15 protein-coding genes are annotated in these 20,416 nt (G+C 75.5%); 5 read left to right on the top strand and 10 right to left on the bottom strand.

Features of this window, described 5'->3' with window-relative positions:
- Positions 1-91 precede the first annotated feature (91 nt).
- Positions 92-1,270, bottom strand: a complete 1,179-nt coding sequence (locus GA0070609_RS05810; protein ID WP_088992845.1) for a trans-sulfuration enzyme family protein — start codon at positions 1,268-1,270, stop codon at positions 92-94.
- Between the two features lie 83 nt (positions 1,271-1,353).
- On the opposite strand from GA0070609_RS05810, the gene GA0070609_RS05805 reads away from it, so the two are divergent.
- Both GA0070609_RS05805 and GA0070609_RS05800 read left to right on the top strand, forming a co-directional pair.
- Positions 1,354-1,833 carry an Lrp/AsnC family transcriptional regulator gene (locus GA0070609_RS05805; RefSeq protein ID WP_088992844.1) on the top strand — a complete coding sequence of 160 codons (480 nt, stop codon included), beginning with the start codon at positions 1,354-1,356 and terminating at the stop codon, positions 1,831-1,833.
- Positions 1,834-1,879: 46 nt separating this feature from the next.
- A complete protein-coding gene (locus GA0070609_RS05800) occupies positions 1,880-2,884 on the top strand; it encodes an LLM class flavin-dependent oxidoreductase (RefSeq protein ID WP_172899297.1) in 1,005 nt (334 codons plus the stop codon).
- Between the two features lie 206 nt (positions 2,885-3,090).
- On the opposite strand, the gene GA0070609_RS05795 is transcribed toward GA0070609_RS05800, so the two are convergent.
- Positions 3,091-5,337 (bottom strand): rhamnogalacturonan lyase family protein, encoded by a 2,247-nt coding sequence (locus GA0070609_RS05795; RefSeq protein ID WP_088992842.1) that lies wholly within the window; start codon positions 5,335-5,337, stop codon positions 3,091-3,093.
- A gap of 220 nt (positions 5,338-5,557) precedes the next feature.
- Between GA0070609_RS05795 and GA0070609_RS05790 the strand changes: the two genes are divergently transcribed.
- Positions 5,558-6,982 carry a pyridoxal-dependent decarboxylase gene (locus GA0070609_RS05790; RefSeq protein ID WP_231928545.1) on the top strand — a complete coding sequence of 475 codons (1,425 nt, stop codon included), beginning with the start codon at positions 5,558-5,560 and terminating at the stop codon, positions 6,980-6,982.
- A gap of 24 nt (positions 6,983-7,006) precedes the next feature.
- Here GA0070609_RS05790 and GA0070609_RS05785 read toward each other — a convergent pair whose 3' ends face one another.
- From GA0070609_RS05785 to GA0070609_RS05770, 4 genes are all read right to left on the bottom strand, one after another.
- A complete protein-coding gene (locus tag GA0070609_RS05785) occupies positions 7,007-7,477 on the bottom strand; it encodes an RrF2 family transcriptional regulator (protein ID WP_088992840.1) in 471 nt (156 codons plus the stop codon).
- Between the two features lie 125 nt (positions 7,478-7,602).
- The gene (locus GA0070609_RS05780) at positions 7,603-8,487 is read right to left on the bottom strand and encodes an acyl-CoA thioesterase (RefSeq protein WP_088992839.1); all 885 of its coding nucleotides are present in this window, start codon (positions 8,485-8,487) and stop codon (positions 7,603-7,605) included.
- The gene (gene pyk / locus GA0070609_RS05775; RefSeq protein WP_088992838.1) at positions 8,484-9,932 is read right to left on the bottom strand and encodes a pyruvate kinase; all 1,449 of its coding nucleotides are present in this window, start codon (positions 9,930-9,932) and stop codon (positions 8,484-8,486) included. The genes GA0070609_RS05780 and pyk overlap by 4 nt, the downstream gene beginning before the upstream one ends.
- A 706-nt stretch (positions 9,933-10,638) precedes the next feature.
- Positions 10,639-11,004: a YciI family protein gene (locus tag GA0070609_RS05770; RefSeq protein WP_088992837.1), complete on the bottom strand. Its 366-nt coding sequence runs from the start codon at positions 11,002-11,004 to the stop codon at positions 10,639-10,641.
- 221 nt (positions 11,005-11,225) lie between these two features.
- On the opposite strand from GA0070609_RS05770, the gene GA0070609_RS05765 reads away from it, so the two are divergent.
- Both GA0070609_RS05765 and GA0070609_RS05760 read left to right on the top strand, forming a co-directional pair.
- The gene (locus GA0070609_RS05765) at positions 11,226-11,678 is read left to right on the top strand and encodes a hypothetical protein (RefSeq protein ID WP_088992836.1); all 453 of its coding nucleotides are present in this window, start codon (positions 11,226-11,228) and stop codon (positions 11,676-11,678) included.
- A complete protein-coding gene (locus GA0070609_RS05760) occupies positions 11,675-12,286 on the top strand; it encodes a hypothetical protein (protein ID WP_088992835.1) in 612 nt (203 codons plus the stop codon). Before GA0070609_RS05765 ends, GA0070609_RS05760 begins: the two co-directional genes overlap by 4 nt.
- Positions 12,287-12,316: 30 nt before the next feature.
- Here GA0070609_RS05760 and GA0070609_RS05755 read toward each other — a convergent pair whose 3' ends face one another.
- The 4 genes from GA0070609_RS05755 to GA0070609_RS05740 all read right to left on the bottom strand — a co-directional run bounded on the left by GA0070609_RS05755 (position 12,317) and on the right by GA0070609_RS05740 (position 20,202).
- A complete protein-coding gene (locus GA0070609_RS05755) occupies positions 12,317-16,528 on the bottom strand; it encodes a CHAT domain-containing protein (protein ID WP_088992834.1) in 4,212 nt (1,403 codons plus the stop codon).
- 109 nt (positions 16,529-16,637) lie between these two features.
- On the bottom strand, positions 16,638-17,039 hold the full coding sequence (locus GA0070609_RS05750) for an effector-associated constant component EACC1 (protein WP_088992833.1): 402 nt from the start codon (positions 17,037-17,039) through the stop codon (positions 16,638-16,640).
- 14 nt (positions 17,040-17,053) lie between these two features.
- Positions 17,054-19,216, bottom strand: a complete 2,163-nt coding sequence (locus GA0070609_RS05745; RefSeq protein WP_088992832.1) for a M48 family metalloprotease — start codon at positions 19,214-19,216, stop codon at positions 17,054-17,056.
- Positions 19,217-19,419: 203 nt separating this feature from the next.
- Complete coding sequence (locus GA0070609_RS05740) at positions 19,420-20,202, bottom strand: esterase/lipase family protein (RefSeq protein WP_088992831.1); 783 nt, start codon at positions 20,200-20,202, stop codon at positions 19,420-19,422.
- Between the last annotated feature and the right edge of the window lie 214 nt (positions 20,203-20,416).

The following is a 20,416-nucleotide window of genomic DNA, read 5'->3' as shown; positions in this document are numbered from 1 at the left end:
AGCCTCGCCGGCCATCGGCAACCGCCGCCGACCGCCGGGCCTGACCGCTCGGGCCCAACCGCCGGGAGTTGACGGCCAAGGCCGGCAGCGGTCAGCCGAGTTCGGCGAGCGCCCGGGCGAGGTCGTCGCGCAGGTCTTCCGGGTCCTCCAGGCCGACGGAGACGCGCAGCAGCCCGCCGGTCGGCTTGGCCTCCCCTTCGACCGGGCGGTGGGTCAGCGAGGCCGGGTGCTGGATGAGCGTGTCGACGCCGCCCAGCGAGACCGCGTGGGTGATCAGCCGGCAGGCGTTCGCCACGGCGGCCGCGGCGGGGGCGCCGCCGCGTACCTCGAAGGCGAGCAGGCTGCCGGTGCCGGTCAGCTGCCGGCCGACGAGGCCGGCGGGGTCATGCAGCGAGGGGTGGTGCACGCGGACGACGGCGGGGTGGTCGGCGAGCCAGCCGGCGAGCTTCTCGGCGCCGGCCTGCTGGGCGCGTACCCGGACCGGGAGGGTCTGCAGGCCGCGGTGCAGCAGGTAGCCGCCGAGCGGATGCAGGATGGCGCCGGTGAGGGCGCGGACCTGGCGCAGCCGGGTGGCCCAGCCGGTGTCGCAGGCGACGACGCCGGCGAGGACGTCGCCGTGGCCGCCGATGCTCTTGGTGGCGCTGTGCAGGACGAGCGCGGCGCCGTGCCGGGCGGGTCGCTGGAGCACCGGGGTGGCGACGGTGTTGTCGACGAGCAGCGGCACGTCGCCGGCGGCGTCGGCGACGGCGGCGATGTCGACGAGGTCGAGAGTGGGGTTGGCCGGCGTCTCGAGGACCACGAGTGCGGTGTCGGGGCGGACGGCGGCGGCGACCTCGTGCGGGCGGGCCCAGGTGACGGTGGTGCCGAGCAGGCCGGTGGCGAGGACGTGGTCGGTGCCGCCGTAGAGGGGGCGGACGGCGACGACGTGGCGGCGGCCGTCGGAGGTGGCGGCGAGCAGAGTGGCGGTGAGGGCGGCCATGCCGCTGGCGAAGGCGACGGCTTCGGCGGTGCCTTCGAGGCTGGCGAGGGCGGTCTCGAAGCGGGCCACGGTGGGGTTCCACAGCCGCTGGTAGACGGCGCTGGCGTCGGGCGGGAGGGTGCCGCCGGTGGCGAGGGTCTCGTAGGCGTCGCCGCCGGCGTCGACCGAGGGCAGCGGGTTGGTGGTGGAGAGGTCGATCGGGGGCACGTGGACGCCGAGGGCGGCGAGGTCGTCGCGGCCGGCGTGCACGGCTCGGGTGTCCACGGTCGTCATGCGGAGAGCATCGAACATCACGCCGATCTCTAGCAACAGTTCCGCAGATGATTCGGTGGCCAGCCTTGGCATCTCCCGACGATTCGATGGAGGATGCTTTCATGCCCCCTGTAGCGAATGATGTGCGGCGCTTCCCGGCGCTGGACGACGTCGACCGCGCGATCCTGGCCGAGCTGGCCGCGGATGGCCGGTTGCCGAACAACGCGCTGGCCGAGCGGGTGGGGGTGGCCCCGTCCACCTGCCTGGCCCGGACCCGGGCGTTGCGCGAGTGCGGGGCGATCCGGGGTTTCCACGCGGAGGTGGATCCGGCGGCGGTGGGCCTGCCGTTGCAGGCGCTGGTGTCGGTGCGGTTGACCGCGCACGAGCGTCCGGTGGTGGACGCGTTCCGGGCCCGGTCGGTGCGGCTGCCCGGGGTGGTGTCGGTGTTCCACGTGGCCGGCGCGGACGACTACGTGCTGCACGTGCGGGCGGCGTCGGCGGACGCGTTGCGGGACTTCGTGCTGGACCACCTGGCGGTGGATCCGGCGGTGCAGCACACCCAGACCAGCCTCATCTTCGAGCAGGCGCGCGGGGTGGGTTGAGTCGCTGCGGGGAACAAATCCGGCGGGCCGCGGGTTGGCCAGCCGTGTGATCGACGTACCGCTCTCTGTTCTTGATCTTGCTCCGGTCGCGGCCGGCACCACCGCCGGCGACGCGCTGCGGCACACCACCGAGCTGGCCCGGCGGACCGAGGAACTGGGTTACCACCGGTTCTGGGTGGCCGAACACCACAACATGCCGGCGATCGCCTCGTCGGCGCCGGCGGTGCTGCTCGCCCACCTGGCCGCGCACACCAGCACCATCCGGCTGGGATCCGGTGGGGTGATGCTGCCCAACCACGCGCCGCTGGTGGTGGCCGAGCAGTTCGGCACCCTGGAGGCGTTGCACCCGGGCCGGATCGACCTGGGCATCGGGCGGGCGCCGGGCACCGACCAGGTGACCGCGCTGGCGTTGCGCCGGACGATGGAGGGGCTGTCGGCGGAGGGCTTCCCGCAGGAGCTGGCCGACCTGATGAACTACTTCAGCGGCGAGCGGCCGGGGCCGATCGTGGCGACGCCGGGGCGTGGCCAGCAGCCGGCGATCTGGCTGCTGGGTTCCAGCGGGTTCAGCGCCCGGCTGGCCGGGCTGCTCGGGCTGCCGTTCTCGTTCGCGCACCACTTCAGCGCGCAGAACACGCTCCCCGCGCTGGCGCTGTACCGGGAGAGCTTCCGGCCGTCGCGCTGGCTGGAGCGGCCGTACGCGATGGTCGCGGTGAACGCGGTCTGCGCGGAGACCGACGAGCGGGCCGAGTGGCTGGCCGGGCCGAGTGCGCTGTCGTTCCTGAAGCTGCGCTCGGGTCGCCCGGAGCCGCTGGCCACCCCGGAGGAGGCGGCGGCCTACCCGTACACCGAGATCGAGCGGGAGTTCGTCGAGCAGCGCCGGGACGGTCAGGCGATGGGCTCGCCGGAGACGGTCAGCCGGCAGCTGACCGACCTGCTGGCCCGAACCGGCGCGGACGAGCTGATGCTGACCACCCTGGTGTACGACGTCGCCGACCGGGTGCGGTCGTACCAGCTGATCGCGGAGCAGGTGGCCGGCGGCCTGCGCCGCTGAAACACGATCTTCACGCCGGCGTCACCTTCGCGACGCGGAGGGTGCCTAGCGTTGGTGCCGGTGGTGGTACGGCATTCCCGGTCGGGACGGGTCGGGGATGCCGCGGTGTGGCGCACCGGGCCGCGGCTGGGCGGATTCCGCGGCCGCGGCCCGGTGCCAGCCGACCGCCCGACCGGCCCGGCGGGACCGGGCCGGCGGGGCGCGGGTCAGCGTGGGTGGACGTTCGGGGTCGGCGGCGTGGCCATGCCGTCGCCGATGAAGAAGCTCGGGTGCGGTGGCTGGTTGTAGGCGGTGTTCTGCCAGGCGACCGCGACCCGGTACTGCGGGTCGTGCATCAGGGTGTGGATGCGGGTGCCGGTCGGCGTCGGGGTGCTGTAGATCCGCAGCGCCCGGCTGTCGGTGGTCCGCCAGACGACCTCCTCGCGCCAGTCGCCGAACAGGTCGGCGGAGAGCGCCGGGGTGGCCTTGGTGCCGTTGTTCGCCGCCACCCCGCTCCCGGTGAGCAGGCGGGTGTCGCCGGCGGTGCCGTACTTGTCGATCCGGGTGCCGTCGAGCAGTTCGCGGACCGGGTCGCCGTCCCACCAGGCGAGGAAGTTCGCCGACGACGGGTTGCGCCCGACGCTGCCGCCGGAGCCGTTGTAGAGGTTGCCCATGTTGCTGCCGGCGCCCCAGAACTCGGCGCCCGGGCTGCCGGCGTGGATGTCCGCAGCGACCCCGCGGCCGGGGCCCTCCGCGCCGCCGTTGTTCGGCCGCTGCCAGAGCACCTGACCGGTACGGGCGTCGTGCAGGTCGGCCGCGGGGGCGCTGCCGGACTCGTGGATGGTGAACGCCTCCAGACCGGCGCGGCCGGGCAGGAGGTCGCCGACGTGCAGGGCGTCGCCGTGGCCGAAGCCGGTGGCGTACCGGAGCCGGCCGTCGTCGTCGATGGTGGCCGAGCCGTAGACGATCTCCTGGCGGCCGTCGGCGTCGACGTCGGCCACCGACAGGTTGTGGTTGCCCTGGCCGGCCGCGGCGCCGTTGCCGGCGGCGTTCGAGTCGAAGGTCCACCGTTTGCGCAGAGTGCCGTCGCGGAAGTCCCAGGCGGCGATGACGGCGCGGGTGTAGTAGCCGCGGGCCATCACCAGCGAGGGCCGCTGACCGTCCAGGTAGGCGGTGGCGGCGAGGAACCGGTCGACCCGGTTGCCGTAGTTGTCGCCCCAGGAGGAGACGGTGCCGCGCGGCGGGTCGTAGTCGACGGTGGACAGGGCGGCGGCGGTGCGGCCGTCGAACATGGTCAGGTACTCCGGCCCGGCGAGCACGTAGCCGCTGGCGTTGCGGTGGTCGGCCCCGGCGTTGCCGATCACCTGGCCGGTGCCGGAGCGGGTGCCGTCGGCGGTCTTCATGGCCACCTCGGCGCGGCCGTCGCCGTCGTAGTCGTACACCTGGAACTGGGTGTAGTGGGCGCCGGCGCGGATATTGCGGCCCAGGTCGATCCGCCACAGCCGGGTGCCGGTGAGGGTGTACGCGTCGACCTGGACGGTGCCGGTGTACCCGGCCTGGGAGTTGTCCTTGGCGTTGGACGGTTCCCACTTGAGCACGATCTCGTAGCGGCCGTCGCCGTCGAGGTCGCCGACGGAGGCGTCGTTGGCGGAGTAGGTGTACGTCTCGCCGGTCGGGGTGGTGCCACCGGCCGGCACCTGCAGCGGCACGTCGAGGTAGCCGGCGGGGAACTGCAGCGCGGGCGGCGACGCCGGCTGTTCCACGCCACCGACCACGGCCCGCACGGTGTACGCGGCCCCGGCGGGCGCGCCGGCGTCGAGGTGGTTGGTGGCGCCGGTGATCGGGGCGCCGGTCACCCGGGTGCCGCCTCGGTAGAGGTTGAACGCGACGCCGGTGGTCTCGGTGCCGAGCAGCCGCCAGGAGACCAGGTTGGCGCTGCCCGAGCGGACGCTTATCAGGCCCCGGTCGAGGTCCTCCACCTGCACCGCTCCGGGCGGCGGGCTGCTCGGGGGCGGGCTGGTCGGGGGCGGGCTGGTGGTCGGCGGCGTCGAGGTGGGCGGGGCGCCGGTGCAGGTGGTGCCGTTGAGGGCGAAGCTGGTCGGCGCGGGGTTGCCGCCGGTCCAGCTGCCGTTGAAGCCGAAGGTGGCGGTGCCGCCGGTGCCGAGCGCGGCGTTCCAGTCGACGTTGCGGGCGCTGACGTCGGCGCCGGACTGGCTGACCGTGGCGTTCCACGCCTGGCCGACCCGCTGGCCGGCCGGGAAGGTCCAGGTGAGTGTCCACCCGGTGATCGGGTCGCCGAGGTTGGTGACCGCGACGTCGGCGCCGAACCCGTCGGGCCACTGGTTGGTGACCCGGTAGTCGACCCGGCAACCGGCGGCGGCCGCCGCGGCGGTGAGGGTGGTCAGGGTGCCGGCGGCGAGCGTGGCCGCGGCGGCCGCGGCGAGCAGCGCGACGCGGCGGGTGGTGACAGGCATGCGGAGCCCTCCGGAGAGGTGGGGCGCGCGGCGGCCGGGGCACCGCCGGCCTGCCCTGGGCCGGCGGGGAGGGCGTACGCCGCGCTGGCGACAGGGGGCCCGACGCGCAAGGTGGGCGTCGGGTGGCGGCTCCGCGCCCCTGCGATGCTACGGCTGTGGTCGGGTCGGCACAATCGGTGATTCTCTTGCCGGCCGGCCGGTTTCTTGATCGACTCGTCGGGTGGCTGAGCACATGACCCCGGACGAGTTCCGCCGCGCCGGGCACGCCGTGGTGGACTGGATCGCCGACTACTGGGCGACGCTGGAGCGGCGCCCGGTGACCTCGCCGGACCCGCCCGGCGCGCTGGCCGCGGCGCTGCCGGCCGGCCCGACGGAACACGGGGAACCGGTCGACGCCGTCCTGGCCGACCTGGACGCGCTGGTCGCGCCCCGGCTGACGCACTGGCAGCATCCCGGGTTCTTCGGCTACTTCCCGGCCAACACCAGCGGCCCCAGCGTCCTCGGCGACCTGGTCAGCTCCGGGCTGGGCGTGCAGGGCATGCTCTGGGCGACCGGTCCGGCCGCCACCGAGCTGGAGACGGCGATGCTGGACTGGCTGGCCGACCTGCTGGACCTGCCGAAGCGGTTCCGGTCGACCGGCAGCGGCGGCGGCGTGATCCAGGACTCGGCGTCCTCGGCGACGCTGGTGGCGACACTCGCCGCGCTGCACCGGGCCGGCGGCGGCCGGTGGCGGCGGGCCGGGGTGGACCGGCGGTACCGCGTCTACGCCTCGACCCAGGCGCACTCCTCGGTGGAGAAAGCGGCGCTGATCGCCGGGCTCGGGGAGCAGGGCGTCCGTCCGGTCGAGGTCGACCCGGAGACGCTGGCGATGGACCCGGCCGCGCTGCGCGCCGCGATCGAGGCGGACCTGGCCGCCGGCGAGGTGCCGGCGCTGGTGGTGGCGACCATCGGCACCACCTCCACCACCGCGGTGGACCCGCTGCCGGAGATCGGGGCGATCTGCGCCGAGCACGGCGTCTGGCTGCACGTCGACGCCGCGTACGCGGGCGCGGCGGCGGTCTGCCCGGAGCTGCGCTGGTCGCACGCGGGGTTGGAGTACGCCGACTCGTACTGCTTCGACCCGCACAAGTGGCTGCTCACCGGCTTCGACTGCGACGCGTTCTGGGTGGCCGACCGGGCTTCGCTGATCGAGGCGTTGACGGTGCTGCCGGAGTACCTGCGCAACGCCGCCAGCGAGTCCGGGGCGGTGATCGACTACCGGGACTGGCAGGTGCCGCTGGGCCGCCGGTTCCGGGCGCTCAAGCTGTGGTTCGTGCTGCGCTGGTACGGGGTCGAGGGGTTGCGGACGCACATCCGCACCGGGGTGGCGCTGGCCGACCGGTTCGCCGACCGGGTCCGCGCCGACGAGCGGTTCGAGCTGGCTGCGGCGCACCCGTTCTCGCTGGTCTGCTTCCGGCTGCAGGCCGGCGACGAGGCGAGCGCGCGGCTGCTGGCCCGGGTCAACGCCACCGGCCGGGTGCACCTGACCCAGACCCGGGTGTCCGGCCGGTACACGCTGCGGCTGGCCGTCGGCTCGCCGTTCACCACGCAGACGCACGTCGACGAGGCGTGGGAGCTGCTCAGCGCCGCCGCCGACGAGGAGTAAGCGCGTCGGTCAGGGTGGACGGGGTCAGGTCCAGGCGCGCGGGTCGGCGACCAGTTCGGTGACCCGCCCGGGCAGCGTGCCGCTGGCCACGTCGGCCACGGTGACCAGTTCCAGGATCTCCCGTTCGGTGGCCCGCAGGGCGATCCACACGTCCTGCAACGCGCGGGCGGCGCCGTGGTAGCCGAGCTGCTCCGGGCGCTGCCCGCGGACGTGCGCCAGCGGACCGTCGATCACCCGGATCACCTCGGCCAGCGAGATCTCCTCGGCCGGGCGGGCCAACCAGTAGCCGCCCTCGGGGCCGCGCTGGGCCTGCACGATGCCGCCCCGGCGCAGCTGCAACAGGATGCTCTCCAGGAACTTCGGCGGGATCTCCTGGGCGCGGGCGACCTGTTCGGCGGTGACCGGCCGGCCTCTCCCGACGCCGGCGCCGCCGGTCACCGAGGCGAGCTCGACGACCGCTCGGAGGGCGTAGTCGACCCGGGCGGAGAGGCGCATGCCGGCAAGGTTAGCTGCCGCTGCGCCCACCCGGACGATCACCCCTCGGCCGACCGTCGCGGCGCGGCCATCGCCTCGGGCGAGGGGTGCTCCGCAACGGCGCGGACGCGCCGGGGCAGGCGGACTCAGGCCCCGACGCGGCGCAACAGACCCTCCTGGACGGCGCTGGCGATCTGCCGGCCGTCGCGGGTGAACATCCGGCCGGTGGCCAGCCCCCGGGCGCCGGACGCCGACGGGCTCCAGCAGTCGTAGAGGAACCACTCGTCGGCCCGGAACGGCCGGTGGAACCAGAGCGCGTGATCGAGGCTGGCGCCCACCACCCCGCCGGGGCCCCACACCTCGCCGTGCACCGAGAGCACCGAGTCCAGCAGGGTGAGGTCGGAGGCGTAGGTCAACGCGCAGGCGTGCAGCAGCGGGTCGTCGGGCAGCTTGCCGTCGATGCGCATCCAGACCCGCTGGTGCGGGTCGGCGGGCCGGTCGCCGGGGCGTACCCAGCCGGGCTCGCCGACGTAGCGCACGTCGATCGGGCGCGGGATCTGCCCCCAGATGCCGAGCCGCTCCGGGTAGCGGGAGAGCCGGTCGGTCATGGTCGGGACCTCGTCCGGGCCGGGCACGTCCGCCGGCAGCGGGGCGTGGTGGTCCAGCCCCTCCTCGAGGCGCTGGAACGAGGCCGACATGAAGAAGATCGGCTTGTCGTGCTGGAGCGCGACGCAGCGGCGCACCGAGAAGGAGCGGCCGTCGCGGATGTTCTCCACCTCGTAGGCGATCGGCTCGACCGGGTCGCCGGCCCGCACGAAGTAGCCGTGCAGCGAGTGCACGAAACGCTCCGGGTCGACCGTCCGGCCGGCGGCGACCAGCGCCTGACCGGCGACCTGGCCGCCGTACACCCGCTGGGGGCCGACCGGCGGGCTGATCCCGCGGAAGGTCATCTCGCCGGTCGGGGTGAGGTCGAGGACCTCCAGCAGCTGGTCGACGGCGGCCTGGCCGACCGCGGCCTGGCCGGCGGTCACTGCAGCGCCCGCGCGGACGCGGCGTCGACCAGCGACCCCAGCTGGTGTACGCGCAGCGTGTTGGTCGAGCCCGGGGTGCCGGGCGGGCTGCCGGCGACGATCACCACGTAGTCGCCGGGGTTGGCCCGGTTGAGCCCGAGCAGCGCCTGGTCGACCTGGCGGAACATGTCGTCGGTGTGCTCGACGAACGGCATCAGGAAGGTCTCCACGCCCCAGGAGAGGGCCAGCTGGTTGCGCACCTCGGGCACCGGGGTGAAGGCCAGCAGCGGCAGGTCGCAGTGCAGCCGGGACAGCCGCCGCACGGTGTCGCCGGTCTGCGAGAAGGCGACCATCGCCTTGGCGCCGATCGCCCGGGCGATCGAGGAGGCGGCGACGGTGAGCGCCCCGCCGTGGGTACGCGGGTCGTGCTGCAGCCGGGGCACCCCGATCGAGCCGGACTCGGTGGTGGTGACGATCTTGGCCATGGTGCTGACGGTGAGCACCGGGTACTTGCCGACGCTGGTCTCGCCGGAGAGCATCACCGCGTCGGCCCCGTCGAGCACCGCGTTGGCCACGTCGGAGGCCTCCGCCCGGGTCGGCCGGGAGTTCTCGATCATGGAGTCGAGCATCTGGGTGGCGACGATGACCGGCTTGGCGTTCTCCCGGCACAGCTGCACGGCGCGCTTCTGCACCAGCGGGACCTGATCCAGCGGCAGCTCGACGCCGAGGTCGCCGCGGGCGACCATGACCCCGTCGAAGGCCAGCACGATCGCCTCGAGGTGGTCGACCGCCTCCGGCTTCTCGACCTTGGCCAGCACCGGCCGGTGCACCCCGGCCTCGGCCATGATCGCGTGGACCAGCTTGATGTCGTCGGCGGAGCGGACGAAGGAGAGGGCGACCAGGTCGACGCCGAGGCCGAGGGCGAAGCGCAGGTCCTCGGCGTCCTTCTCGGAGAGGGCCGGCACGCTGACCGCCACGTTGGGCAGCGACACACCCTTGTTGTTGGAGACCGGACCGCCCTCGGTGACCAGGCAGCGGATGTCGTTGCCGGTGACGTCGGTGACCTCCACGGCCACCCGGCCGTCGTCGATCAGCAGCCGGTCACCGGGCTTCACCTCCTGCGGCAACTTCCGGTAGGTGCAGGAGACCCGGTCCTTGGTGCCCATCACGTCGTCGCCGGTGATCACCACGGAGTCGCCGGTACGCCACTCGTGCGGGCCTTCGGCGAACCGGCCCAGCCGGATCTTGGGCCCCTGGAGGTCGGCCAGCACCGCGACCGGCCGACCGGCCGCGTCGGCCGCCTCGCGTACCAACCGGTACACCGCCTCGTGGTCGGCGTGGCTGCCGTGGCTGAAGTTGAGCCGGGCCACGTTCATGCCCGCCTCGACGAGCCCTCGGATCCGTTCCGGCGACGAGGTGGCAGGACCAAGAGTGCAGACGATCTTCGCGCGGCGTGTCACGCCCATCAGGCTAGTCTCTCCTCCGGGTCGCACTTCGGGCCGACCCCTCGCGGCACTGCGGAACAAATTGTCCAACGACGCGCGATCCGCGCGCAGCCGGCGGGCGGAACCCGCGCCGGGAACGTTGAGGTGGCGGGCATCGGCGACCGCGCGCCGGGAATCGTACGCCCCCACCGCGAGCGCGCCCCCGGGTGCTCCCGGCGGGTGCGACGGCCCCCCGGTCTGCGCTGGTGGATGTCGCGGAGTGCGGCTCGAGGGTGCGGCGGGGCCGGGTCGACGAACCCGGCGGCGGCCGGAACGGCCCTCGGCGGGGCGTCGCGCAGGCGGCGCGGCGGCCGGAACAGGCCCCGGCGGGGCATCGCGCAGGCGGGCCGCGGCCGGAACAGGCCCCGGCGGGGCGTCGCGCAGGCGGGGCGGCGGCCGGAACAGGCCCCGGCGGGGCGTCGCGCAGGCGGGGCGGCGGCCGGAACAGGCCCCGGCGGGGCGTCGCGCAGGCGGGGCGGCGGCCGGAGCAGGCCCCGGCGGGGCGTCGCGCGGGCGGGCGGCGGACGACGGACCTCGGGCTGGCGGTGGCGGAGGTCATGGCGGCTCCTCGACCGGGGCCGCGGCCGGCGCCCGGCGCGCCCGGGCGGTGGTCCAGGCGCCGCGACGGTAGCAGCGGGCACCGGCCCGGGCGCCGTCGCGATGACGACAGCCGTCGCTGGACCTCGGCTCAGCTCTGCGTCTTGGCCAGCGGAAACTCCAGCGAGCCGGCCGGGCAGAGGAAGGTCATCACGTCCACCCGGTAGAGCCCCGCCTGCACCGCCGGGTCGGCCTCCATCACGCTGCGCACGTCGTCGACCGAGCCGGTGCGGGACAGGCCGAACCCGATCGGCGGCTCCGGATTGCGGGCCGGGCCGTCCACCGAGCCGGCGACCAGCAGGATCCCCCGCCGTTGCAGCGCCTGCATGTGCTCGGCGTGCTCGGACTGCAACCGCTGGACCGTCTCCGCCGGCAGCGCCCGCCCGGCCGCGCCCGGATACAGCACGATGCACTCGTACGTGTCGAGCGCGAAGTCGACCTGCGGCACTGCGGCCATGACGCCCCCCTGCTCCGCCGGATCTCGGTAACTGCGCCCAGCGTCCCACGCGCGGTCGCGGCGCGCGGTCGCTCGCGCCAACTGCCGCCACCGCTGTCGCGCCGACGATCCGCCGCCCCCCGGCGCGACCCGGGCCGCCGGTTCCGCCGGCAGGTGACCCGGGCGCGCCGGACGACTACCGTGGACGGTCCGGTCAGGGATTCGGTCATCGGAGGTCGCGGATGGACGATCTGGCGCGGACGCAGCCGGCGCCGCTGCCGTACGCCGAGGTCACCGACGAGGCGTACGCGCGGGAGGCGGCCGCCACCTTCACGGTGCGCGAGTTCGACGCGGCGGTCGTGCTGAGCGGCGGCTGCCCGCGCTGCCAGGATCCGATCACCTTCACCCTGGTCGACGCGGTGTTCCGCCGGGACGCCCCGCCCGCCCCACCGCTCGCCCCGGACGGGCCGACGGCCAGCACGCCGGACCGGGCAACGGTCGGCACGCCGGACCGGCCGGGGGCCGGCGGCACGGCCGAGCCGGCAGCCGTGCCCGCACCCCGGGGGGCGACCGCGCCGTCCGGGCCGACCTACCGGACGATCTTCTGCACCTGCGAGGTCGCCCACCCGTACCGGGCGGAGGGGCAGGTCGGCTGCGGCGCGTACTGGACCCTGCGGCTGGACGTCGAGCCGTGATCCGGCTGCGCCCCGGGCCGCCCGCCACGGTGGCGGACCTGCGCCAGGCACAGGCGCTGGCCGGGCTGCTCCGCGCCGAGCTGGACCGGGTCCGGTCCGCCGCGCTGGCCTGGCGCAACGGCCTCGGCGCCCTGCTGCTCGCCCTGGTCGGCTTCAGCCTGATCCGGGGCCGCACCGACGTGGGCACGCTCGCCCCGAACTGGGCGGCGCTGGTCGGCGCTCTGCTGCTCGCCGCGCTGGTCACCGGCGCGGTGGGCGCGCTGGCGCTGCTGTGCGCCGCGCACGGGCGGCTGGCCGTCACGCCGGTGGCCGCGCTGCCGCCCCCGCCGACGGGCGACCACCAGGAGGCGGTGGCCGCGGTCCGCGCCCTGCGCACCGGGGTGGGCCTGGTGCTGCTCTGTGCCGCGCTGCTGGTCGCTGCGGTCGGCGTGACCTGGTACGGCCCGCCACGCACCGGCCCGTTCGTGCAGGTCGGCACCGGCGCCGGCGCGGTCTGCGGGACGGTCACCGCGACGGCCGCCGGGACGCTGACGATCCGCACCGCCACCGGCCCGGTCCAGGTGCCGCTGACCGACGCCACCACGGTCAAAGCGGTACCGGCCTGCTGACCCCTAAACCGGCGCCCCGGGCGGTGGGGGTCAGGGGCCGACGTGCGCGTAGGCGGCCCAGAGTTCGGGGGCCTCGCGCAGCGCGTGCCGGGTCTCGCGCACCGCGGCGTGCAGGGCGATGGCGGCGCGCTCGGGGTCGATCCGGCCCGGCCCGCCCGGCGCGGCCAGGCCGGCGTAGAGGCGGTCGCAGAGCCGGGCGGTGACCGCGTCCGAGATGGACCAGAGCGAGCCGATCACGTGCCGGAATCCGGCGAGCTGGAACGCGGTGCCGAGGCTGATCGTCTCGTCGGGCAGGACGGCTCCGCCGCGTACCGTCTCGCAGGCGGAGAGCACCGCCAGCCCGGCCGGCGCGGCCGCGCGGAGCTGCCACAGGTCGCGGACGTGCAGCGGGCCGTCGGCGAGCGCGAGCCGGCCGAGCGCCGGGGCAGCCAGGTCCTGGGCGCCGTGGCAGGACAGGTGGGCGACCGGGCGGCCGGCCAGCGCGGCCAGCACCGCCTGCCGGGTCGCCGCCGGCCCGGTCAACGGCTGCACCCGGGCCAGGTGCCGGGTCACGATCTCCTGTTCCCGGTCGACACCGGGCAGGTCGGCCAGGCCGGGGGTCTGCGGCAGGCCGACGAAGAGCGCCGCGTCCACCGTGACGGAGCCGGCGGCCCGGCCGTCGCCGGCGCGCAGCAGCTCCCGCAGCGAGGCCGTGTACGACGGGACGACCCGGTCCAGCGCCCCGTCGCCGGTGGCCGGGCTGGCGGCGTGCAGTGGCAGCAGGCTGAGCAGCCCGGTCGGGCACCACCAGAGGCGGGGCAGGTCGGTGCCGCCGGTGGCGGCCGGGTCGAGGTCGTCGAGCACCGGGCGGGCCACCACCCGCCACAGCCAGTCGAGGGTTCCGGTGATCGTCCGCCGGGCCGCCAGCCGGCGTCGCTGGTCGGCCAGCGCCTCCGCCGGCCCGCCACCGGCCGCGCCCGACCCGGCGGGCGCGGCGCCGGCGGGCGCGGTGACCGCACGGATGGCGGTGAGGAAGGCGACCACCCGGTCGACCAGGTCGGCCTGGGTCAGCTGCGGTAGCGGGACCACCCGGACACCGCTGCCGTCGACCACCAGCGCGTCGCAGCGCCGCCGCGCCACGTTGACCAGCACGACCGGCCCCCGGCCGGCGGCCCGGGTCAGGTCGGCGAAGGCGGGTGGGCGGAGGAAGTCCGCGAACCCGGGCAGCCGGCGGATGTCGGCCAGCAGCTCGCGTCGCCGGACGGCCAACTCGTGCCGCCGCTCCGGGTTGCCGGCCGGCGGTTCCATGCCGACGCCGATGGCCGACCCGGCGACCGCCATGCCGACGTCGAGGGCCGACCCGGCGACCGCCGCGCCGGTGGCCAGCGCGGCACGCGCGCCCGCCGGGCTCGGGGTGAGGCCGTCCAGCTCGGCCTGCACCTCGGCGAACCGGTCGGCCAGCTCCGGTGCCCGCTTCCGGAGCGCGTCGAGGCTGGCCCGGGCGTCGCGGACCCGGGTGAGCAGCACGCCCCGGCCGTACTCCAGCAGCTCCACCGCCCGGTCCGGCCGCCCGACGGCGAGGGCGCACGCCGCGGCCGCCCCGGCGAGGCCGGGGAACTGGGCCAGTAGTCGCGCCTGGTCGTCCGGGTCCATGCCGTGCCAGGCGACCAGGTCGATCAGCTCGATCGCCGAGGCGTACCCGGCCAGGGCGGCGGGCAGGTCGCCGAGGTGTTCGGCGAGGGCGGCGTACCGCCGGGCGGCGGTGGCCCGCAGCAGCGAGGGCGCGGCCTCGACGGCGGCCGCCTCGCGCAGCGCTGCCAGCGCCTCGGCGCGCAGCGCGTCGGGTGAGGTGCCGGCCCACTCCCGGACGTCCGACGCGGCCGGCTCGGTGGCCGGGTCAGGCTCGGCCGGCTGCGCATCGTCGTCCAGGACCGGGACGCCGCCGCCCGCCCGGGCGGCCGCCTCGTCCAGCGCGACGGCCAGGTTGATCAGGTACGTCGCCCGGTCGGCGTGCCCGGCCGGGAGGCCGGCCGGCGCCTCCCGGAACGCCCGGACCGCCGCCGCGAGATCGGCGGAGCGGCCGGCCAGCCGGGACCGCCACAGCAGGGCGCCGCCGAGGCTGGTCAGCAGCCGGTGCCGGTCCGGGCCGCTGCCCTCGGTGACGTCGCGGGCCGCCGCCAACGCGTCGACCGCCTCGTCGAGCGCCGCCGGGTCACCGGTGACCTGGTGGCGCAGCAGGTTCGCCAGGGCCAGCGTGCCGAGCGCCTTGCCGACCTCGTGCGCCTCCGCGCCCTGTCGCGCCAGGTCCGTCGCCTCGCGCAGCGCCGCCACCGCCGTCTCCACGTCCGGCCCGACGGCGTCGGCCACGCCCTCCGGCCTGGCGAGGGTCGCCTCGACCCGGCGGTTGAGCGCCGAGCCGTAGTTGGTCAGGACGAGTAGGCGGTCCGGGTGCTCGGCCGGGGTCGAGGCGAGCGCCCGGCGCAGCACCTCGACCGCCTCGGTCAGGGTGGCCAGGTCCTGGGTGCGGGCGAACAGCGCCTGCAGCACCAGGCCGAGGTTGGACAGGTAGGCCGGCAGCTTCGGCGAGTCGGGCCGGGCCGTGGCCACCGCCTCCCGCAGCACGGCGGCGGCCGGTTCCAGCCGGTCGGCCGCACCGGTCCGGTCGGCGATCTCCCGCCACAGCTCGCCGAGGTTGTTCAGCACGTCCGGCCGCTCGGGATGCCCGGCCGGGAGCAGCCGTACCGCCTCGCGCAGGCCGTTCTCGGCGGCGCGCAGCGTATCGAGCCCGTCCAGCGCGGCGTGCCAGCGGCCCAGCGCGTACGCGAGGTCGGATAGGCGAACCGCCCGCTCGGTGTCGTCCGGGGCGCCGGCGACGCCGAGCCGCAGCAGGTGGATCGCGCTCCGCAGGTCGGCATCGCGCCGGTCCCGGGCGTACCGCTGTTCGAGCAGCTTGCCCGCAATGTGCCGCAGCCCGTCCGGGTCCGGCGCGTCGGCCACGGCGGCCAGATGCGCGTCGATCGCCGCGTCCAGGTCGGCCGGATCGCCGTCGGTCCCGTATCGGGCGCCGAGCAGCGCGGCCAGGCCGACCCGGGCCACGCCGGCCAGCGCCCGGTCGAGCCCGCCGGCAGCCAGCGCGGTGCGGTACGCCCCGATCGCGGCGTCCCGGTCGGCGGCCGCCTGGGCGCGCGTGAACCGGTCGGCCAGGGCGCTGCCGAGCAGCACGGTCACCCGCGGATCGGCCATGCCCCCGGCGGCCGCGGTGAGGGCGTCGACCGCCCGGTCCAGGTCGGCCGAATCGTGGCGCAACCGCCAGCGGTCGCGCAGCCGCTGGCCGAGGTTGCCCTGGGCCATGGCCCGGATCCGGGGGTCGACCCCGGCGGCCCGCGCCGCGTCGCCGAGCAGGGTGATCGACTCGTCCAGCGCGGCCCGGTCACCGTCGAGTTCGTAGCGGTCGCCGAGAACGTTGCCGAGGTGGAACAGCCGCACCGGGCGTTCCCGGTCGCCTGCCGGAGTGGATTCCAGGCTCTCCCGGTGCGCCTCGACCGCCCGCCGCAGGTGCTCCGGCGACCGGCCCCGGTGCAGGAACAGATCCCGGTGCGCCTTGCCGAGGGCGGAGAGGTAGTGCAGCCGGGCGGGGTCACCGGCCGGCGTGCCGGCGACGGCCCGGCGCAGCAGGTCGACGGCCCGGTCGGCGGTCGAGTAGTCGCCGCTGCGCTCGGCGCCGCCCATCAGCTGCGCCGCCTCCAGGAACAGCGCCATCGCCTCCTCGCCGGACGAGCCCGGCTCACCTGACGAGCCCGCCCGCCCGGCCGAGCCCGGCCCGCCGGATCCGGAGGGGGCGGTCGGGGCGGTGCGGGCGCCCGCCTCGGACGGCGCGGATCGCTGCCCCGGCACGCCCCCGCGAGCGGCGGCGGACCGGGGGCCGTGCACCCGCAGCATCTCCAGCAGCGAGGGCGGCACGCGCTCGGGCGCGGCGGCCAGCAGCAGCTCGGTGAGCAGGACCGCGTAGTCCCGTTCGGCCTGGCCTTGGCCGGCCGGCAACACCTGATACCGGTACCAGTGCAGGCAGGCGAGGAGGAATACGGCCTCGGCGGCGCGTTCGTCGAGGCGGCCCTGGCGCGACCCCCGGGACACCAGCTCGGCGACGTCCTCCGCCTCGCGGAGCGCCCGCGGATCGAGCACGTGCCGAGGGTCCATCGTGGAACCGAACGCGTCCAGCCGCCGGCGCAGCCGGGCCAGCGGGTCAGTGTCCCGTCGCCACATCGGGCCTCCCCCCGGTCGGCTCGCGCCGTGCTCCCTCAGGGGTAGCAGGACGGTACGACGGCGCGCGAGCACAAAGCCGACATCACGCCTCGCCCGGACACCCCCGGGGTCAGGCCGGGGCGTCCGGCAGGTCGCCCGGTTCGCGGACCGCGCGCAGTGCCTCGGTCGCCTGGGTCAGCAGGCGGGCCGCGTCGGTACGCCCGTTGACCTGCAGCTCCACCTCGGTCTCCCCGGACTGGATGCGGATGCTCGCCTCGGTGCGCTGCTGGTCGACCCAGGACTGCAACAGGTTGAACAGCCCCGGCAGCAGCCCCTGCGCCAGCACCGCGATGATGACCGCGTCGCTGAATCCGGGACGGCCGCCACCGCCTCCGCCGGCCGAGCGGACCGCCGGCCGGTACTCCGGCCGCCGGTGGATCCAGTCCAGCAGGGCGACCTGGGGCGGCTGCCGGTGCCGGGGAATGATGGTCAGCCGCACCGGCTGCCGCGTCGCGCTGTCCACGTCGGTCACGTCGGTCTCCCCGATCAGTCGCGGGTCTGGAAGGTGAGGCTGTCGCCGCTGGCGGTGAGGACGCCGCTGACGACCAGCTCCTGCTCGTCGGTGAAGGGTGTGGTCCCGCCGAAGTAGCCGGTGGAGGTGCCGGTGGCGCGGATCCGGCCCCGCCCCTCGTACGGGGTGTCGACCCGGGCCGTGTCCGGGCCGGTCAACTCCACGCTGACACGCGGGTATTCGAGCACCTCCCAGGTGATCTTCCGGATCCCGCTGCCGTAGTAGCGGAACGGGCAGCCCTCCGGTGCGGCGACTGCCTTCTTCGCGCAGTCGTCCAGGTACGCCCGGACGCGTTCCTCGGCGGCGGTGGTCGCCTCGGTCCTGATCACCGGAGTCAGGCCGAGCGCGGCGCCCTGCGGCTGCCCCGGGCCGACCTGCACCGGCTCCGGTGGCACCTCGCTGAGGGCGCTGCCCGGACCGGTCGCCGTGTAGCCACCCGGCAGCAGCGACAGGACGCCGCCACCCTCGCCGGTGGCCGGGACCGGCACCCCGTTGAGCGCCAGGCCGGTGCGACCGGGTGGCACGTCGAGCGAGGTCAGGCCGTCCAGCACCCGCCAGCCGTGGAACAGCCCGGCGGTGGCCGACGCGTCCCGCCGCAGCGCGAGCGTGCCCGTACGCCGCGCGTCGCCGAGCCGGTAGGAGACGGTGGCGGTGGCCCGGTCGTCGTCCCGTTCGAGCCCGGTGATCTCGACGTCCGTCGGCGGCTGGTAGCCCTGGGCGCGGAGCACGTCGGCGAGCAGTTTCCGGTCGCCCACGGTCGCCCGCTCCTCCGGCGTCAGCCAGTCGAGCGCCGCGTCGACGTCCCGGTCGGTCAGCGCGGAGAAGTATCCGTCCACGGCCGCCTGCGGCCGGAAGAAGGCCCACTGCACGACGCCCAGCCCGGCGACGCCCACGCACAGGGCCAGCGCCGCGGCGCCGGCGACCAGCCAGCCTCGCGGGGTGCCGATCGGCCCCGATTTCCCGAAGAGCAGCTCCGGGGTGACCGCGTCGCCGACGGTCGACGGCGCGGCCGCCCGGTCGAGGCGGTCCAGCCGTAGCTCGTGCGGCGGGTGGGTGGCGCAGACCGCCTCGTCCCAGCCGCTGCGCCCGGTCTCGAACGACCGGCGCCGTTCCAGGATGGCGCGCAACCCGTCCACGTGGCCGGTGAGCACCGCGCCCAGGTCCGCCCGGTACTCGGCCGCCCGGACGTCCCGGGCGTGCAGGGGCAGCACCACGTACTTCATGGTCAGCAGGACCGGCCAGAAGAACAGGAACACCACGAGGTTGGTGGCCGGATGCGGGAAGGTCCGCATCAGCCACGCCGGGACGGCGTGCAGCAGGGTCAGCGGCAGCGCGACGCCCCGGACGAAGGCGCTGGTGACCTCGTCGCCGGCCCGCCAGTGCACCAGTTCGTGGCTGAGCAGCGCGGCGATCTCCTCCTCCGGCTCGGTCAGCACGCTGGTGGTCACCACGATGTGCCGGGCGTACGTCCGGGCGTTGGGCAGGACGGGGTCGTCCTCCATCAGCAGCCGCGGCAGGGTGGGCAGGCCGAGCCGGTGCGCGCACCGCTCCAGCACGGGGCGCAGCCGGGCCTCCTCCCGCCGGCTCGGCTCGCGGGCCCCGGACACCACCAGCAGCCGGGGCTCCAGCAGCACCCGGTAGAGCGTGTAGAGCAGGCCGATCAGGGCGGCGGCGGCCACCATGCCGAGCAGTCCGGTCAGCAGCGCGAGCGGCTCGTCGCTCGCACCGCGCCAGGGCAGCAGCAGTACGCCGAGGAATCCGCTCAGGAAACCGACGGCGAAGCCGACGAAGCCGCCGAGCACCCCGCCCGAGCGGCTGAGGAAGGCCTCGAGCAGCGTGCCGACCAGCGGGGTGTCCCGCACCTCGGCGGGGAGCTGGTCGGCGATGCCGAGGGCACCGGCGAAGAGGCCCAGGACGGCGAGGGCGATGCCGCTCCAGACCGCGGAGAGCAGTGCCAGCGGCAGGTAGAACCAGGTGGCGACGAACGCTCCCAACACGCCCCGCCAGTCGCGCAGGATGCCGACGCGCAGCCAGACCAGGGCGCTCGGGTAGCCGGGCGGACGGTGGGCGATGTGCCGGTCGGGCGGGTCCTGCTCGGTAGCGGGCTCGACGGCGCGTACCACCGGCGAATCGGTCATGGTCGCGGCTCCTCGACGGGTACCGGTCACGCACCGGGTGTCGGGTGTGGACAGCGAGGCAGGTTATCGAGCGAGGCCGATTTTTGTCAGCCCCGTCCGGTGTCGGCCATCCGACCGCGACAGGGGTGGCGCCGCGGGCGGCGGAGGCGCCGCGCCCGCACCGGATCGGTGCGGGCGCGGACACCTCGCGGGCGGCCGGGCCGTCAGAGCGCGTAGCAGTTGGGTCGCACCGGGGCGTCGGTCAACGCGCCCCGGATCACCGTGTACGTGGTGCCGTCGAGCACCAGCCCGAGGTGCCCGACCACCCGCAGCGGGCAGGACGACTGGATCAGCACGTTGGTCGACCCGTCGTGCAGCAGAGCGTTGTCCACCGGCCGGACCAGTTCGTCCTGGATCGTGCGGACGGTGGTGTACCGGACCGCGCCGGGGGTGTCGTCGCCGGCGTTGAGGTCGGCGAGGAAGGCCGAGCCGATCGACATCTGCTGGCAGGCGACGACGCCCGCGCAGCTGCCGAGGCCGAGGAACTTCAGGATGTTGGCCACGTAGGTGCCGTACTGGGGTGAGCCGAGGCTGACGTAGCGGCCGACGACGCCGGTGCCGCCGAGCCGCTTGAGGTAGTAGCGGGAGACGAGCCCGCCCTCGGAGTGGCCGACCAGGTCCACCCGGGCCGCGCCGGTGGCCGCGCGGACCTGGTCCACGTAGCCGGCGAAGGCGCGGGCGGAGGCGGGGATGTCGCCGAGGCCGAGGCCGGGCAGTTGGTAGATGAAGACCCGGTACCCGTCGGCGCGCAGGCGGGCGGCGAGCGGTTCGTAGGCGATGGCGACGCCGCTGAGCCCGCCGACGACGATGACCGGGGTGGTGGCGGCGCTGGTGGTGGCGGGTGCCGCGTCCGCCCGGGCCGGGGCGGCGACGGCGGCGGTGGCCGGGACGAGCAGGGTGGCGGCGGTGGCGAGGACGGCGGCGGTGACGATCTTTCGGAGCAGCATGGCTGCACCTCCGGCGGGAGGCACCCGGCGAACCGGGGAGACGGGTGAGGTGTCCGATCGACCGTGCGACGATGATGCGCGTCACAATCCAGAAACGTCAATGCAAAGTTACGCGCTGGTAACCCGTTGTTCCGCGAAGCATGCAAACCGGCATTTCGCCTCGGGTGTCTCCACAAGGGATCGACGCTTTCCCCTGCCGCACAAAGGATTGCCA

The sequence above is a fragment of the Micromonospora echinaurantiaca genome, assembly GCF_900090235.1.
Classification (GTDB): Bacteria; Actinomycetota; Actinomycetes; order Mycobacteriales; family Micromonosporaceae; genus Micromonospora; species Micromonospora echinaurantiaca.
Note: the sequence above shows the minus strand (reverse complement) of the source record. Positions and strands in the feature narration are given on the sequence as shown.